Raw genomic sequence first — 15,124 nt, forward strand, 5'->3', positions numbered from 1 at the left:
CGGCTTCAGCATTGATTCAAGTCCTGCTGCTGCCCGTCGGCAGCAGGTGTACCCTCTAGCACAATCGACTCACCCTCACCTAGGTTGCGGTACTGCTTTCTCAGCGCTTCGAGTTGCTTGAGATCGAGTGCTTCGAGGCCAAGCATGGCGTTTTGCGCATCTTTGGTCACCCGCAGCAATTCGTCGATCTTCAGGTGCAGGATGTCGGTGTCCCGGTTCTGCGTGTTCTGGATCAGGAACACCATCAGGAAGGTGATGATGGTGGTCGAGGTGTTGACGATCAATTGCCAGGTATCGTTGAAATCAAACAGCGGCCCGGTCAGCGCCCAGGCAACAATCAGCACAATGGCCATCAGGAACGTCCGCGGACTCCCGGCCCACAACGCCAGCTTCTGTGACACCTTCGCGAATTTCATTGCCGTTTACCTTCTAAGGGATGGACCTGAAGTTCAGACCGCGACGGTGCGCAGGAATTGCTTTTGCCGACTCTGGTTCATTCCCTGCCGGGATCGCCTGCGGCTCTTCTTTCTTTGTGCCGGTTTGTGACTAGTATCAATGGCAATCAATTTGCCAGCATGTACAAACACGGATCTGAAACGGGGAAGAGGTCACTCATGGAATTTATCGAAAAGCTTTCAAGTCTCTCGGCCAAAGTCCGGCTGCAAGGCGCCACCATCCAGACAGAAGAAGCCACCAAAAATGCTTTCGTCATGCCATTTATCAGCACTGTCCTGGGGTACGACGTTTTTGATCCGTCTGAGGTGATCCCGGAATTTGTTTGTGATGTTGGCACAAAGAAGGGGGAGAAAATCGACTATGCGATCATGAAAGACGGCGAGGTCCAGATCCTCATCGAGTGCAAGAAAATCGGCGAGCCTCTGCACATCAATCATGCATCGCAACTGTTTCGCTATTTTCATGTCACGAGCGCGCGAATTTCGATTCTGACTAACGGCCAGGTCTATAAGTTTTTTACCGACTTGGACGCTCCCAACAAAATGGATGAAAAACCCTTCCTGGAACTCGATCTACTCGACATCGACGAGTATTCGGTTCCGGAACTGACAAAGCTGACCAAGTCAGCATTCGATGTAGATTCGATCATCAATGCAGCCGGTGAGCTGAAATACGTCAGCCAGATCAAAAAAGTCATTGCCGCGCAGGTCAGTAAACCCGACGACGATTTCGTCAAAGTGTTCGCCTCCCGGGTCTACGACGGAGTGATCACGCAAAAAGTCCGGGAGCAATTCCAGGAGTTGACCAGAAAGGCCGTTGTGCAATTTCTCAATGATCAAATCAATGATCGACTCAAGTCTGCAATGAGTGGGGCTATTCAGCCCAGCCTGCTGTCCCTGCCATCGGCAGGCTCAAGTCCTGATGTTGTGGATGATCGCGATGAGTCAGATGACAAGGTGTTGACCACTCTGGAGGAGCTTGAGGGGTATCACATCGTCCGTGCAGTGGTGAGATCTGTCGTTGATGCCAAACGTATTGTGCAACGTGATACACAGAGCTACTTCGGCATCCTGTTGGACGACAATAACCGTAAGCCAATCTGCCGCCTGCACTTCAACCGCTCGCAGAAGTACATCGGTATCTTCGACGAAGAGAAAAACGAAACGCGGCATCCGATCAACTCGGTCGATGATATCTATGAGTATTCAGATCGCCTGAAAAAGACAGTTGGATACTACGAGTAACGTTAGTTCTGACGGTTGAGCCCTCAGCGCCGTGGGCTCAACTGCCAGTTAAAAAGCGCCTGTGTTGGTCAGTGCAGGCATTGAGGGAATGCCTGCCACCCAAGAGAGCCGGGTGGCGTTGCGCTTTTTCGCGATGCCAAGGACGACGATTTATCCTGAACACACGCCTCAGCGTTCCACTGCCACCAGCAACATCATCGGTCGCTCCCGTTCTTCGGCGAGTGCCGGTTGCGCTTCCACCTGTTTCGCAGTGGGTCCCCATTCATTGACATGGGTGATCCGCAAGCCGGCGGCGATCAATTGGTTCAACAAGGTTCCCAGCGTGCGGTGCTGTTTGATCACGCCGTCGGCCAGCCAGTGGGTCACCCGTTCGCCTTCGCGCTGATAACTGTCCAGCGGCCAGCTCTTGCGGCCTTGGGCGTCGATGATCCAGCCGGGGTTGCGCGGGGCCATGAAGATCGGGTGCTCGATGGAAAATACCAAACGCCCGCCGGGCCGCAACGCGGCGTGCAGTTGGGTGAACAGGCCGGGCAGGTCCTTGATGTAGTGCAGGGCCAGGGAGCTGTAGGCCAGGTCGAAACTGTCGGCAGGAAGATCAAGGTGTTCGAGGTCCGCGTGGCGGTAGCTGATGTTGCCAGCATCGGTCGTTGTCCTGGCGCGTTCGAGCATCTTATGCGAGACATCCAGTCCCAGTACTTGTTGCGCACCTTGCTCGCTGGCCCAGCGGCAAAACCAGCCGTAGCCGCAGCCGAGGTCTACCACCTGCAAGTTTGCCATGGGCGGCAGCAAGGCTTGCAGCGCGGGCCATTCCGGCGCGGCGTCGAGGCCGCCGATGGAGCGCCCCAACTGGCTGTAGCCCTGGAAAAAACCAGGGTCGTCGTAGATGTTCTGAGTCATCGACACTTCTCCTCGATCAACCTGGGCAGGGGGCAGATGTTTCAACCCGTGACCGCGTCTTGACGCAGTCCCCAAGCTCGTCGCTTACTGGCGCCCCACGAGCGAAACGCACAGTCTAGCGTGGCGCTCCCATCCTGATTGGTTATAGGAGTATGCGATGAGCTGGTCTGCCCAACAGTATGTGGCATTCGAAGATGAGCGCACCCGCCCGGCGCGTGACTTATTGGCCGCGATCCCCGCGATTGATGCACGTTCGGTGATCGACATCGGCTGCGGCCCAGGCAACTCCACCGAGTTGCTGGTACAGCGTTTTGCAGGTGCCGCGGTACGCGGTATCGACAGCTCCGCCGACATGATCGACGCCGCCCGCAAACGCCTGCCGGGCGTACGTTTCGACACCAGCGATATTGGCGCCTGGAACGAACCCGGGCCGTTCGACGTGATCTTCGCCAACGCGGTGCTGCAGTGGTTGCCCGAGCATGCCACGCTGTTGCCCGCGCTGGTCGACAAGCTCACGGTAGGCGGCAGCCTGGCGATCCAGATGCCGGACAACCTCGAACAGCCGTCCCATCGGATGATGCGCGAAGTCGCGGCCAATGGCCCTTGGGCAGACAAGCTGGCTCCGGTCGCCGGGCAGCGCACGACCCTGGACGACGCCAATACCTATTACCAGATGCTGTGTACCTGCAGCGCACGGGTGGATGTGTGGCGCACCACCTACCATCACCCGCTGGCGGGCGGCCCGGCGGCGGTGGTCGAGTGGTTCAAGGGCAGCGGCCTGCGGCCGTTTTTGCAGCCACTGAACGAGGTGGAGCAAACCCAATTCCTGGCGCAGTACCTGGAAGCCATCGAACCCTACTTCCCGGTTCTGGCCGACGGCTCGGTGCTATTGCCGTTCCCGCGACTGTTCATCGTCGCTACGCGCTAAGGGGATCAAGCCTGCTGCAATACCTTCAACGCCGCCGAGGCCAGAAAGCCGGAGCGGCTTTTTTCTTCCGGGTGGTGCAGCACGTATTCGTCGATGCGAGTCAGCAGATAGGCGGGCAGGGTGATATTGAGTTTCTGCGCCTTGCCCAGGTATTTGCTGACGTCGATGTCGACCAAGGCCCAGGTCACGCCGGCATATTGCGGGTTGCGCGCATGGTGGGTCACCCTGTTGGCTGGCGGAATCGCCGAACCGTCCTCGGCCAGGATCTCGAAGTGCCCCTCGATGGCTTCACGTGCCATGGCGATGGCGTCGTCCAGGTCATCACCGGCCGAGAAGCACCCCGGAATATCCGGCACTTCCACGCCCCAGGCGTGCTGGTCATCGCCTTCTGAAATGGCAATTGGATAAAGCATGTTGATTGTCCTCTGGTTTTAGTGCGTCAACTCATGACAACAGGGCCTGTTGCAGGATGCTCACTGCCGTCTTGGTCAGCAGATCCTTCTTCGGGTGCGGAACCGTCACCAATCCAGGTTTGGTTGGATGTTTGAAATGATGGTGACTGCCCCGGACCCGCACCAGATACCAGCCGTCTGCAACGATTTGGCTGATCAAATATCGACTGTTCACATCACGTCCCTGTGCTGTGTAGGTGGTTACTATACCTACTGGATTGGTCTTATCAACACTATAACCACCAATTCGCATGGGTCAGGTGATGAGTGGTTGAGATCAGTGTAGGAACCGCTGTTGAAACGGGAAGGCACGTTACCGGCGAAAGTATTGCGCGATGGTGCAGGACGCTTTTGTGCGGGGCCCTACGGAATTGCAGGCATAAAAAAACCGGTCACTGTGGACCGGTTTTTTGTCGTCTCCCGTCAGGAAGCTACCTGGCGCAAGACTGAAATTAGTGGAGCGGGTGAAGGGAATCGAACCCTCGTTATCAGCTTGGGAAGCTGGAGTAATGCCATTATACGACACCCGCTCGGAACGGCTGACTTTGTACCAGATGTGGCGACGGATTTGAAGTTTTTCTTTGCTGGATCTGCATTTACGTAGTTTTTTACACGCAAGGCGCGGTCTGTCGCGGGCAAGCCTGCTCCTACAGGTAGAGGATTACCTAAGGTGGCGAGGCTGCTCGCGAGGACGCTGTTTCAAATGGCCAGTGCATGGTGGTCCTGGGTTACGTGGGAACGCGTCCGGCCTTCGTGGGGCGCCGGTTTCAGGAAGCCCAGCAGTACCTGGCGGCTGTCTCTGCAGGCGGCTTTGTGCTCCATGTCGAGAAAGTGCCCGGTGGCCTGGATGGTGCTGAAGGTGCTGTGTTGCACGTGGTTGCCAAACAACCGGGCATCGCTGGCGGCGGTGTACTCGTCCCATTCACCGTTCATGAACAGTACGGGCACATCGATCTGCTTGGCGGCCTTGAGGTAGCACAGGCGGTCGCTGTTGAGCACGTGGCTGATGTGAAAGTGCATCTGCCCGTATTCATGTTCGGCCAGGGTGCTGACGTGGCGGTAGTTGAAGCGCTTGAACAACGACGGCAAGTGCTTGCCGATGGTGTCGTTGACCAGGTGCCCGACACGGTCGCGATCAAGGTTGCCGAGGTAGTCGACACCCCGCTCCAGGTAGTCGCGCATCGGTTCGTTGATCACTGGCGAGAACGAGCTGATCACGGCCTTTTCGATGCGTCGCGGGCGATGCGCGAGGGCGATCATCGTGGCGGCGCCACCCCACGAAAATGACATCACGTGCTCGGCGGCGAAGTGGTCGATCAGCTCCAGGAGGATCTGCCCCTCGACTTCCTTGGTGAGCATTTTTTCATGCTGGTTGTGGGCTTTTGACCGGCCCGCGTAGGGTTGGTCGTAGAGCACCACGTTGAACTGTGGATGGAGATTTTTCACGGTCTGTGCAAACGACGCCGTGGTGGCCATCGAGCCGTTGACCAAAATGATGGTCTTCTCTGCGGCATCTGCGCGATAGAACTCCGTGTAGACCCGATACTGACCTTGTATGTCCAGCACAGCGATTTCTGGCCTCATGTCGTAAGACTCCTGGCAAGCGTGTAGGCGCGCAACTGAGTGTGCACGGGCTTTATGACAGGTAGGCATACGCCTGGAAGGTGAGGGCCCATGTCGATCCGTTAATGTCTGGTCGACGGGTGTTGTTATAGGCGGGCAGTCTGTCGGGAGAGGTGGAGACGGGAGGCGCTCAACCGACAAAAAGTTTCTTAGAGGTATGGTATGACTTGGCGGTCACATTTCGGCCGACGGTTTGATTCAAGCAGGGTGCTGGCTATCGCGCAAGTGCCGTTGGCGAATTGTTCGACAATGTCTGCCCGGCGGTCGCGCAATCAGATCAAGGCGATCTCGGCAGCGCTCAGTGGGCGGTATTCGCCCGGCTTCAAGCGGCTGTCCAGCGTCAACGGGCCCATCTGTTCGCGATGCAAACGCATGACCTTGTTGTCGAAGTGGCCGAACATCCGTTTCACCTGGTGGTAGCGGCCCTCGATGATGGCCAGGCGCGCAGCCCGGGGCGCCAGCAACTGCAGGTCGGCGGGTTGGGTGGTGAGGTCTTCGAAGGCGAAGTACAGGCCGCGGGCAAAGGTTTCGGCGTACTCGGGCGTAATCAATTGCTCGGTTTCGACGTAGTAGATCTTCGCCAGCTTGGTCTGTGGTTGGGTCAGGCGGCGTGACCAGCTGCCGTCGTTGGTGATCAGCATCAAACCGGTGGTGTTGAAATCCAGGCGGCCGGCGATGTGCAGGTCGAGCTTGTCGGGTTCATGGATCAGGTCGAGGACGGTCGGGTGCTCGGGGTCACGGGTGGCACTGACGCAACCGGCGGGTTTGTGCAGCATGAAGTAGCGCGCGGCCTTGCCGGCTTGCAGCACCTCGTCGTCGCATTCGACGCGGCTGAACTCGCGCACCTCGGTGTGCGGGTCGCTGACGATCTGCCCGTCGACCTTGATCCGCCGCTCGACCAGCGCCAGGCGCACCTGTTGGCGGTTGAAACGCGGCAAGTTGCTGAGGAAACGGTCAACGCGCATGGGAGTCGGCAGGTCGGCAAGGGGCGCGCATCTTACGCGACACAGACGCCGTTTGCCTGCAGTTGTGCCTCGACCTGGGCGCAGCCGGGGCACAGGCACGACAGGTCGCGCAGTTCGGCGGGCAAGGCCGCCAGCACCGCCGGGTCGATGGTCACGGTGTAGCACCAGCAACTGTGCTGGGCGGTGCGCGGGTCGGCCAGGCTGCAAGCGTTGCTGGCGCCGCAGGCCGGGCAGAGGTCGGGTTTATGCATAGCTGGAGTGAGGCATCTGGGTACAGGTCCGGTTGCGGCCAAGTTGTTTGGCTCGATACATCGCCTGGTCGGCGCGCGACAGCAGGTCGTGCAAGGTGTCATCCGCCTGCAGGGTGGTCAAGCCGATGCTCAGGGTAATTTGCAGGGATTTGCCTTCATAGCGGTAGTGCTTGTGCTCGATCATCTGGCGAATTTTCTCGGCGATCTTCAGGCCGGTGCTGGCGTCGGTGTCCTTGAGCAAGACGATGAACTCCTCGCCACCCCAGCGACAGACGATGTCGGACTGGCGCAGGCAGCTTTCCAGGTCACGGGCGAAACCGGCCAGCACCAGGTCGCCGGCGAGGTGACCATGGCTGTCGTTCAGGCGCTTGAAATGGTCCAGGTCCAGCAGCAAGGCGGTCAGCGGCTTGGGTTCGCGCTGGGCTTCCTGCATGGCTTGCGCTGCCAGCAGGTCGAAGCCGCGGCGGTTGGGCAGGCCGGTGAGGCTGTCGAGGGTGGTCTGGGCTTCGATGCGGCCCTGGAAACGCGTGATCACCCGATGGAGCAGGGCCAGCACGCTCAGGGTGACGATCAGGCAGATCAGCAGGTTCAGGTACAGCGACTGGCGCACCTCGTGCAGGGCGCTGCCTTCACGTTTGTCGACGAACAGGTACCAGTTCAGTTCCGGGATAAACCGTACGTTGAGGAAATGCCCCTGGCCTTGGGTCATATATTCGTAGCTGCCGCTGTGGGGTTTGGGCAGCGTGGCCAGAAGATCGCGCATGCTGTCCAGCTCGCTCAGCGCCGTGCCGACCCGCGCGCCTTGCGGGCCGCCGTCGGCACCGGTGAGGACGATGCGACCCTCGGTGTCGACGAAATACACGCTGCGCTGGTAACGCTGCTGGTAGGTGTCGATCAGCTTGATCACGGCATCGACGGTCAGGCCGACGCCCGCCGCGCCAATGAAGTTGTCCTGGTAGTCGTAGACCTTGTAGTTGATGAAGAAGGTCAGGCTGTCCTGGTTGGCCATGTCCACGTCCACGTTGATCTCGTAGGGCGGGGCCATGTCGCGGACGCGGAAGTACCAGGTGTCGCGCGGTTCGCTAAGGCTGACTTTTTTCAGCACGCCCTTGGCCTGGTAGTAGGTCAGGCTGTTGTTGGAGACGAAGAAGGCGGTGTAGGCGCCGTAGTGGGTCATGACCTCGTTGAGGTAACGGGTCATTTGCCCGGGATCGCGCTCGCCGGCCACCACCCAGTCACGCAGGAAGGTGTCGCGCGACATCATCGAGGAAATCAGGATTGGCCGGACCAGGTCTTTCTGGATCTCCGAGTAGACGGTGTCGGAGGTCAGCGGCAGTTCGGTGTTGACGATGCTGTCGCGAATCGAGGCGCGCGAGGCGTAGTAACTGAGCAGGGAAGTGGCCAGGAAGCCGGCACCCAGCAGGGCGATCAAGGTGAGGACCAACGAACGTTGCGAAAACAGCGCAGAGCGAAGCGGCATGACGAGTCCGTTGATCGATGTTGAGTCAGAGCATTCTAGTGGGACTTAGGGGAAATGACGCGGGCATTTGCGCCGTTACGCGGCAAGCCAGTCGACGAATGACATGTATCAATCTGTTGCCGCTGCGCACCAGATTGCCAATTCGCTGTCAGATATCACGTCAGGCAGATTATTTGGCTGATGCCCGCCCGCGTCGCTGGTGTGGCTCTTTAGCGGTCCAGGAGGCCGCCATGTATCGCCGACTTGTTCTGATTACTTCGATGAGTTTGAGTCTTGCCGCGTGCGTTCCTTATTACGACGGAGGTTCCAGCTACTACCGTTCAGACATCTATTCTTCGCCGGCTCCGGTCTACTACGGGGGCGGCTCTTATTATTCCTACCCACGCAGTTACTACTCGCAGCCCTCGCGGTATTACCCTTCGGCGCGTTATTACCAGGCGGCGCCGCGTTACTATCAACCTTCACCCCGTTATTACCAGGCCCCGTCCCGGGCCTACCGCCCAACCCCCAGCCATGGCTGGGACGGTCATCGCAACCAGGGGTGGGGCAATAACTACGGCCAGAGCAACCAGCGCTGGGAACAGGGTGGGCGGGGCGGGCGCGATCACGCTGACCGGCGCGGCGATCGACGTGGTGATCGGCATGGCGAGCACAATGGTCGTGGTGAGCGCGGCGGGCGCAACCGTTAGATCCGGCAACCGGCAAGCGGCGCATCCAGCGCCGCTTTTTTGTGCCCGGGGATTCAGTAGTCCGACAGGTCCGCCAGCGGGTGCCGGCCTTCCCAGGCCTTGTGAAAGTGCGCATCGACCACCGCCTGGGGGATCGTATTGACGTCCGGCCAGTGCCAGCGAGGCTTGTGGTCCTTGTCGATCAGGCGCGCCCTGACGCCCTCGCTGAACTCCGGATGGCGGCAGCAATTGAGGCTCAGGGTGTATTCCATCTGGAACACTGCGGCCAATGACAGGTGGCGGGCACGCTGAATCTGCTCCCAGACCAGATGGGCGGTCAACGGGCAGCCGTCGTGCAGGTTTTTCGCAGCGCGGGCCAGCAGCAGGTCAGGGTGATCCCGCAATAGGCTGATGGCGCGCCAGGCACAGCGCACATCGCTGACGTCCAGCAGCTCGTCGATCTGCTGGCGGCGCGGCAACCATTGCGCCTCGGGCATTTGCTCGATGGCTTCTTGCTGCAGGGCTTTGAACAGGCTGTTGAGTTGCATCGCGGTCTGCTCCTGCCAATTGAGTTGCAGCAGACCTTCGATCAATTGCTCCTGCTGCTCATCGAGCAGGAAGCGGTCAGCCAGATCCAGGTCGAGGGCATCGCGGGCGTTTATCTGGGCGCCGGTCAAACCAAGGAACAGCCCCAGCTTGCCGGGCAGGCGCGAGAGGAACCAACTGGCGCCGACATCCGGGTACAGGCCGATACTGATCTCGGGCATGGCCAGGCGGCTGCTGGGGGTGACGATGCGGGTGCTCGCGCCCTGCAACAAGCCCATGCCACCGCCGAGCACATAACCATGACCCCAGCAGATCAGCGGCTTGGGGTAGGTGTGCAGGCGGAAATCCAGGCGGTATTCCGCAGCGAAAAATTGCGCGGCCAGCGGCGGTACTTCGCCGGGTTGGGTGCGACAGGCCTGGGCCAGGCTGCGCACTTCGCCGCCGGCGCAAAATGCCTTGGTGCCGTTGCCGCGCAGCAGGACGCAGACCACCTGCGGTTCTTTGGCCCAGCTGTCCAATTGCTCGGTCAGGGCGCGGATCATCGGCAGGGACAGGGCATTGAGGGTGCTTTCGGCATCCAGGCTGGCGATGCCGATGCGTGCGCCATCTGTGCCGGTGAGTTCTTCGAAGTGCAGATTCATCGTGACCTCGATTGCGGATTCAAGGGTTCATTATGAGCGTTGTGCAGGAAAGTGCCGGATCTGCGTCAGATCAATTGACAAGCGTGACGGGCTTTCCTAGGGTTCGCCCCATTGTTTTTGCCGGATGTAACCATGACTGCTGACGACCGTATCAAACTCGAACCGAGCTGGAAGGAGGCACTGCGTGCCGAATTCGACCAGCCCTACATGGCAGAGTTGCGCAACTTCCTGCAACAGGAACGTGCGGCAGGCAAGGAGATCTATCCACCCGGCCCGATGATTTTCAACGCGCTCAACTCCACGCCGTTGGACAAGGTCAAGGTGGTGATCCTCGGCCAGGACCCCTACCACGGCCCGGGCCAGGCCCATGGCCTGTGTTTCTCGGTGCAGCCGGGCGTGCCGGCGCCGCCGTCGCTGGTCAACATCTATAAGGAATTGAAACGCGACCTGAACATCGACATCCCCAGTCACGGCTGCCTGCAAAGCTGGGCCGACCAGGGCGTGCTGATGATCAACACCACCATGACCGTGGAGCGGGCCAATGCCAACGCCCATGCGGGCAAAGGCTGGCAGTTCTTTACTGACCGGATAATCGAAGTGGTGAGCGAGCATCAGCCCCACCTGGTGTTTCTGCTGTGGGGCGCCCATGCGCAGAGCAAACAGAAACTGATCGACGCCACCAAGCACCTGGTGTTGACCTCGGTGCACCCCTCGCCATTGTCTGCCTATCGCGGTTTCCTCGGCTGTGGGCACTTCAGTCGTACCAACAAGTACCTTGAGCAGAATGGCGAGACGCCGATCGAATGGCGATTGCCGCCAGTCTGACGCCATAACCTCGCGCGCCCGATCGGGCGCGACACGGTCTACTGCTCTGAATCCGGTTGCCGGTCCCAGTGCCGGAACAACGGTTCGGCCAGAAACAGCACGAACAGCAAGCGCATCACCTGCATCGCGGTCACCAGTGGCACCGACAGTTGCAGGGTTTCGGCGGTCAGGCTCATTTCAGCGATGCCGCCGGGCATCATGCCCAGGGTCAATGAGCGCAGGTCCAACTGGGTCAGGGCGCTCAGGCACAACGCGGCCAGGGTGGCGATCAGCATGGTCAGAGCCGTGCCGATCAGGGTGCGGCCCATGAAGGAGGGCGCGCGGCGGAAGAACTGCCGGTTGAAGTGACAGCCCAGGCCACTGCCGATCAGCCATTGACCGACCTGGCTGCCGCCATCGGGCAGGCCGATGTGCAGGTCCAGGCTGATACTCACGGCGGCACTCACCAGCAAGGGACCGAACAGCCACGGATTGGGTTGGCGCAAGCGCTGCCAGAGCCAGGCACACAGCGCGCCCGCCGGGAACAGCAGGGCCAGCCAGCGCCAGTCGACGCTGGTCGGATGCAAGGCCGGCACGCCTTCGCCCAGCAGGTACTTGAAGGCGGCTGGCACACACAGCACCACCACCAGCACCCGCAGGCTTTGCCCGGCCGCTACTCGGCTCAGTACGGCGCCGTTGCGAGCGCCGAGGTTGACCATTTCACCGGAGCCGCCCGGCATGCTGGAGAAAAATGCGGTGGCGCGATCCTCGCCGGTGCGCCGCAGCAGCCAGACCCCGACCACGGCCGAAAGACTGGTCACCAGCGCGCCGAAGAAGATCAGCCCGAAATGACTCATGACCTGCTCCATCACCACGGGAGTGAAGTGCAGGCCAATGCCGATGCCGACGATCCACTGGCCGCACTTGCGTCCGCCCGGGATCTCGGCCAATTGCCAAGGGGTCAAGCAGCGTACCAGGATGATCGCCAGCAACGAGCCGACCATCCACGGCAGCGGCCAGCCGATCTGACTGGCGAGGTAACCGCCCAGCAGACCGACCAGCGGTGTTCCCCACCAGGTTTTCCAGGACCGGCGATCAGACATCGGCAATTGCGCGACGGGCCACGGAGCGCTTGCGCCAGATGCGCAGGAGCGGGAGCAGCAACATCAATGCGGTCAGCACCCAGACCCCGAAGGTGATCGGGCTCGACCAGAGGATTTCCAGTGCACCATCGGAGATCGATAGCGCGCGTCGCAGGTTCTGCTCCATCAGGCCGCCGAGGATGAAGCCCAGCAGCACCGGCGACAACGGGAAGTCCAGCTTGCGCAGGATGTAGCCGAAGATACCGATGCCGATCATCAAGAACAGATCGAAGGTGGTGGCATGCACGGCGTAGACACCAATTGCGGTGATGATGGCGATCACCGGCACCAGTGCCCAGTTCGGTACCGCGAGGATACGGGTGAACAGGCGGATCATCGGGATATTGAGGATCACCAACATAATGTTGGCGATAAACAACGAGGCGATCAGGCCCCAGACGATGTCCGGTTGCTGTTGGAACAGCAATGGACCCGGAGTGATGTTGTACAGCGACAAGGCGCCGATCATCACCGCCGTGGTACCTGACCCCGGAACCCCCAGCGTCAGCATTGGCACCAGGGCGCCGCAGGCCGACGCGCCAATGGCGGTTTCCGGGGCGGCCAGGCCGCGCATGTCACCTTGACCAAACCTGCCGCTGGCGCCCGCCATGCGTTTTTCGGTCATGTAGGCGACGGCTGATGCCAGTGTCGCCCCGGCGCCTGGCAAGACCCCCATGATGAAACCCAGCAGGCCGCAACGAATGTTCACCGTAAACACCGACGCGGCTTCCTTGAAGTTGAACATCATGCGGCCGGTGGCTTTCACCGCTTCCTGGCCACGGTGGGTTTTTTCCAGCAACAGGAGAATCTCGCTGATGGAAAACAGGCCCAGCACCAGCACGACGAACTGGATGCCATCGGACAGGTGGATGTTGTCGCCGGTGAAGCGGTACACGCCGCTATTGGCGTCGATCCCGACCGCCGACAGAAACAAGCCGATCAAGGCCGCGACAAAGGTCTTCAGGGGTTTGTCACCGGCCATGCCGCCGAGGCAGACAATGGCGAACACCATCAGCACGAAATATTCCGCCGGGCCAAAGGCAATCGCCCACTTGGCCAGCAGCGGGGCGAACAGCACCATGCCGCAGGTGGCGATAAACGCCCCGATGAACGAGCTCCAGGCCGACAGCGACAACGCGACGCCTGCCTGGCCTTTGCGGGCCATCGGGTAACCGTCCAGAGTGGTCATGACGGTGGAGGCTTCGCCGGGAATGTTCAGCAGGATCGAGCTGATCCGCCCGCCGTACTCGCACCCCAGGTAGACCGCGGCCAACAGAATCAGGGCTGACTCCGGTGGCAGGCCCAGGGCGAAGGCGATGGGAATCAACAGGGCCACGCCGTTGATCGGCCCCAGTCCCGGCAGCAGGCCGACCACCGTGCCGATCAATGTGCCACACAGTGCGGTCACCAGGTTGTACGGGCTCAGCGCGACGCCGAACCCCTGGCTCAAATAACCAAAAGTATCCATGTCAGTTCTCCAGGACGTCGAGCAGGCCGAGGGGCAGGGGAACGTCCATGACTTTATCGAAAAGCAGATAAAGGCCGACGCTCATCAAGCTGATGATCACTGCAGAGGGCAGCCAGCGGCCGCCGTACAGATGCGCCATCGGCACCCCGATCAGGATGCTGCTGAGGATGAAACCCAAGGGTTCGAAAGTGCCGGCAAATACCAGGAGCAGCGCCACGCAGGTGCCAATCTTGACCAGCGTCTGGCGGTCCAGCGGCGGTTCTTCTTCACTGTGTCGGGTCGGCTGTGGACGAAACAGCATGTAGATCAGCGCGAGGCCCATCAGTCCGAGCATCAGCAGCGGGTACGCCCGCGGCCCGACGGGTTCGTAGGAAAACGACGCCTGATAGGGCCAGGCCATCAGCGCCAGGCCGGCACAGGCCAGCAACAGCACCGAAGCAAAAATGCGTTGTAACAGCATGACAAACTCCTGGGCCACGCCCCGATTGGTGCCAGGGCGGTGGCCGTGAGAACGAGGCGATTACTGGATCAGGCCGAACTCTTTGGCCAGCAGCTTGTAGTCCGCTACCTGTTGCTTCACGTAGGTGTCCAGCTCGACCCCGGTCATGGCGAACGGGAACAGTTCACGCTGGTCACGCAGCTTGGCGAACTCTTCGGAAGCCAGCAGTTTGTCGAAGGCGTTTTTCCACCAGGCGTATTCGGCATCGCTGACCTTTGGCCCAAGGTAGAAGCCGCGCACCACCGGCCAGACGATGTCGTAGCCTTGCTCCTTGGCGGTAGGGATATCCTTCATTTCCGGCTCGTCCAGGCGCTCGTTGGCGAACACGGCGAGCAGGCGCATGTCACCGCTCTGGATGTGCGGCATGGAGTCGGAGATGTCGGTACTGCCGACCTGGATGTGACCACCGAGCAGGGCAGTGGCAATTTCGCCACCGCCTTCGAGTGCCACGTACCGCAGGTCACGAGGGTTGATCCCGGCAGCCTTGGCGATCAGGGCGGTTTGCATCCAATCCTGGCTGCCCACCGTGCCGCCGGAACCTATTACCACTTTGCTCGGGTCTTTCTTCAGCGCCTGCACCAGGTCGTCGAGGTTCTTGTAGGGCGAATCGTTTTTCACGGCGATGGCGCCATAGCTGGTGCCGACTGCCGCCAACCAACGCACGGCGTTTTCATCAAAACGGCCGAACTTGCCCTGGGCCAGGTTCAACAGCGAACCGCTGGACCAGGCCACCAGGGTCCCGGCATCGGCGGGGCGCTGGGCGACCACCGCGTTGTACGCCACGGCGCCGACACCGCCGGGCATGTAGGTCACGCGCATCGGCTTGGACAGCAGCTTTTCGTTGACCAGCGCGCTCTGCACCAGCTTGCAGGTCAGGTCGAAACCACCGCCGGGCGACGCCGGGGCAATGCATTCCGGACGCTTGGGCTCAGTGCTGTCGGCGGCGAGCAGGGGGGCGGTGACCAGTAGGCAACTGGCGGCGAGAGCAAGGTTACGCAGCGAAAAATTCATCGGTCGTCTCCACAGGAGTTGTTATTGGAGTGGCACGGTTGCGGCTTGA

General features: G+C 60.5%; 17 protein-coding genes and 1 tRNA gene. 4 read left to right on the forward strand and 14 right to left on the reverse strand.

What is annotated here, in order from left to right; translation table 11 throughout:
• Positions 1 to 5 precede the first annotated feature (5 nt).
• Positions 6 to 416, reverse strand: coding sequence for a low affinity iron permease family protein (locus PspS04_RS06130; protein WP_159994171.1), 411 nt, complete (start codon positions 414 to 416; stop codon positions 6 to 8).
• A 198-nt stretch (positions 417 to 614) separates the two neighbouring features.
• On the opposite strand from PspS04_RS06130, the gene PspS04_RS06135 reads away from it, so the two are divergent.
• Positions 615 to 1,700: a type I restriction endonuclease gene (locus PspS04_RS06135; RefSeq protein ID WP_159994173.1), complete on the forward strand. Its 1,086-nt coding sequence runs from the start codon at positions 615 to 617 to the stop codon at positions 1,698 to 1,700.
• Positions 1,701 to 1,868: 168 nt separating this feature from the next.
• Here PspS04_RS06135 and PspS04_RS06140 read toward each other — a convergent pair whose 3' ends face one another.
• Positions 1,869 to 2,597, reverse strand: coding sequence for a class I SAM-dependent methyltransferase (locus PspS04_RS06140; protein ID WP_159994175.1), 729 nt, complete (start codon positions 2,595 to 2,597; stop codon positions 1,869 to 1,871).
• A 157-nt stretch (positions 2,598 to 2,754) separates the two neighbouring features.
• Here PspS04_RS06140 and tam point away from each other — a divergent pair, with 157 nt between their 5' ends.
• Positions 2,755 to 3,525: a trans-aconitate 2-methyltransferase gene (tam, locus tag PspS04_RS06145; protein WP_159994177.1), complete on the forward strand. Its 771-nt coding sequence runs from the start codon at positions 2,755 to 2,757 to the stop codon at positions 3,523 to 3,525.
• Between the two features lie 5 nt (positions 3,526 to 3,530).
• Here the strand turns inward: tam and PspS04_RS06150 are convergent, their stop codons facing one another.
• From PspS04_RS06150 to PspS04_RS06180, 7 genes are all read right to left on the reverse strand, one after another.
• Positions 3,531 to 3,938: a type II toxin-antitoxin system HicB family antitoxin gene (locus PspS04_RS06150; RefSeq protein ID WP_159994179.1), complete on the reverse strand. Its 408-nt coding sequence runs from the start codon at positions 3,936 to 3,938 to the stop codon at positions 3,531 to 3,533.
• 31 nt (positions 3,939 to 3,969) lie between these two features.
• Positions 3,970 to 4,152, reverse strand: a complete 183-nt coding sequence (locus tag PspS04_RS06155; RefSeq protein WP_093412936.1) for a type II toxin-antitoxin system HicA family toxin — start codon at positions 4,150 to 4,152, stop codon at positions 3,970 to 3,972.
• Positions 4,153 to 4,433: 281 nt separating this feature from the next.
• Positions 4,434 to 4,507 (reverse strand) — tRNA-Gly (locus tag PspS04_RS06160).
• 169 nt (positions 4,508 to 4,676) lie between these two features.
• Positions 4,677 to 5,561, reverse strand: a complete 885-nt coding sequence (locus tag PspS04_RS06165) for an alpha/beta fold hydrolase (RefSeq protein WP_159994181.1) — start codon at positions 5,559 to 5,561, stop codon at positions 4,677 to 4,679.
• A gap of 311 nt (positions 5,562 to 5,872) precedes the next feature.
• The gene (locus PspS04_RS06170; protein ID WP_159994183.1) at positions 5,873 to 6,565 is read right to left on the reverse strand and encodes a pseudouridine synthase; all 693 of its coding nucleotides are present in this window, start codon (positions 6,563 to 6,565) and stop codon (positions 5,873 to 5,875) included.
• A gap of 32 nt (positions 6,566 to 6,597) precedes the next feature.
• Positions 6,598 to 6,816: a cysteine-rich CWC family protein gene (locus PspS04_RS06175; protein ID WP_159994185.1), complete on the reverse strand. Its 219-nt coding sequence runs from the start codon at positions 6,814 to 6,816 to the stop codon at positions 6,598 to 6,600.
• Positions 6,809 to 8,296, reverse strand: a complete 1,488-nt coding sequence (locus PspS04_RS06180; protein ID WP_159994187.1) for a sensor domain-containing diguanylate cyclase — start codon at positions 8,294 to 8,296, stop codon at positions 6,809 to 6,811. The genes PspS04_RS06175 and PspS04_RS06180 overlap by 8 nt, the downstream gene beginning before the upstream one ends.
• A 230-nt stretch (positions 8,297 to 8,526) precedes the next feature.
• Between PspS04_RS06180 and PspS04_RS06185 the strand changes: the two genes are divergently transcribed.
• Complete coding sequence (locus PspS04_RS06185) at positions 8,527 to 8,985, forward strand: hypothetical protein (RefSeq protein WP_095167115.1); 459 nt, start codon at positions 8,527 to 8,529, stop codon at positions 8,983 to 8,985.
• Between the two features lie 53 nt (positions 8,986 to 9,038).
• On the opposite strand, the gene PspS04_RS06190 is transcribed toward PspS04_RS06185, so the two are convergent.
• On the reverse strand, positions 9,039 to 10,151 hold the full coding sequence (locus tag PspS04_RS06190; protein WP_095167117.1) for an enoyl-CoA hydratase/isomerase family protein: 1,113 nt from the start codon (positions 10,149 to 10,151) through the stop codon (positions 9,039 to 9,041).
• A gap of 132 nt (positions 10,152 to 10,283) precedes the next feature.
• On the opposite strand from PspS04_RS06190, the gene ung reads away from it, so the two are divergent.
• Positions 10,284 to 10,976, forward strand: a complete 693-nt coding sequence (ung, locus tag PspS04_RS06195) for a uracil-DNA glycosylase (protein WP_095167119.1) — start codon at positions 10,284 to 10,286, stop codon at positions 10,974 to 10,976.
• A gap of 38 nt (positions 10,977 to 11,014) precedes the next feature.
• Here ung and PspS04_RS06200 read toward each other — a convergent pair whose 3' ends face one another.
• Genes PspS04_RS06200 through PspS04_RS06215 form a run of 4 tightly spaced genes read right to left on the reverse strand, consistent with a single transcriptional unit; the run spans position 11,015 to position 15,075 of the window.
• The gene (locus tag PspS04_RS06200; protein WP_095167121.1) at positions 11,015 to 12,058 is read right to left on the reverse strand and encodes an AbrB family transcriptional regulator; all 1,044 of its coding nucleotides are present in this window, start codon (positions 12,056 to 12,058) and stop codon (positions 11,015 to 11,017) included.
• Positions 12,051 to 13,565: a tripartite tricarboxylate transporter permease gene (locus tag PspS04_RS06205; protein ID WP_159994189.1), complete on the reverse strand. Its 1,515-nt coding sequence runs from the start codon at positions 13,563 to 13,565 to the stop codon at positions 12,051 to 12,053. Before PspS04_RS06205 ends, PspS04_RS06200 begins: the two co-directional genes overlap by 8 nt.
• A 1-nt stretch (position 13,566) precedes the next feature.
• Positions 13,567 to 14,025: a tripartite tricarboxylate transporter TctB family protein gene (locus tag PspS04_RS06210; RefSeq protein WP_159994191.1), complete on the reverse strand. Its 459-nt coding sequence runs from the start codon at positions 14,023 to 14,025 to the stop codon at positions 13,567 to 13,569.
• A 60-nt stretch (positions 14,026 to 14,085) separates the two neighbouring features.
• A complete protein-coding gene (locus PspS04_RS06215) occupies positions 14,086 to 15,075 on the reverse strand; it encodes a Bug family tripartite tricarboxylate transporter substrate binding protein (RefSeq protein WP_159994193.1) in 990 nt (329 codons plus the stop codon).
• Between the last annotated feature and the right edge of the window lie 49 nt (positions 15,076 to 15,124).

It is taken from the genome of Pseudomonas sp. S04 (assembly GCF_009834545.1).
Taxonomy (GTDB): domain Bacteria; phylum Pseudomonadota; class Gammaproteobacteria; order Pseudomonadales; family Pseudomonadaceae; genus Aquipseudomonas.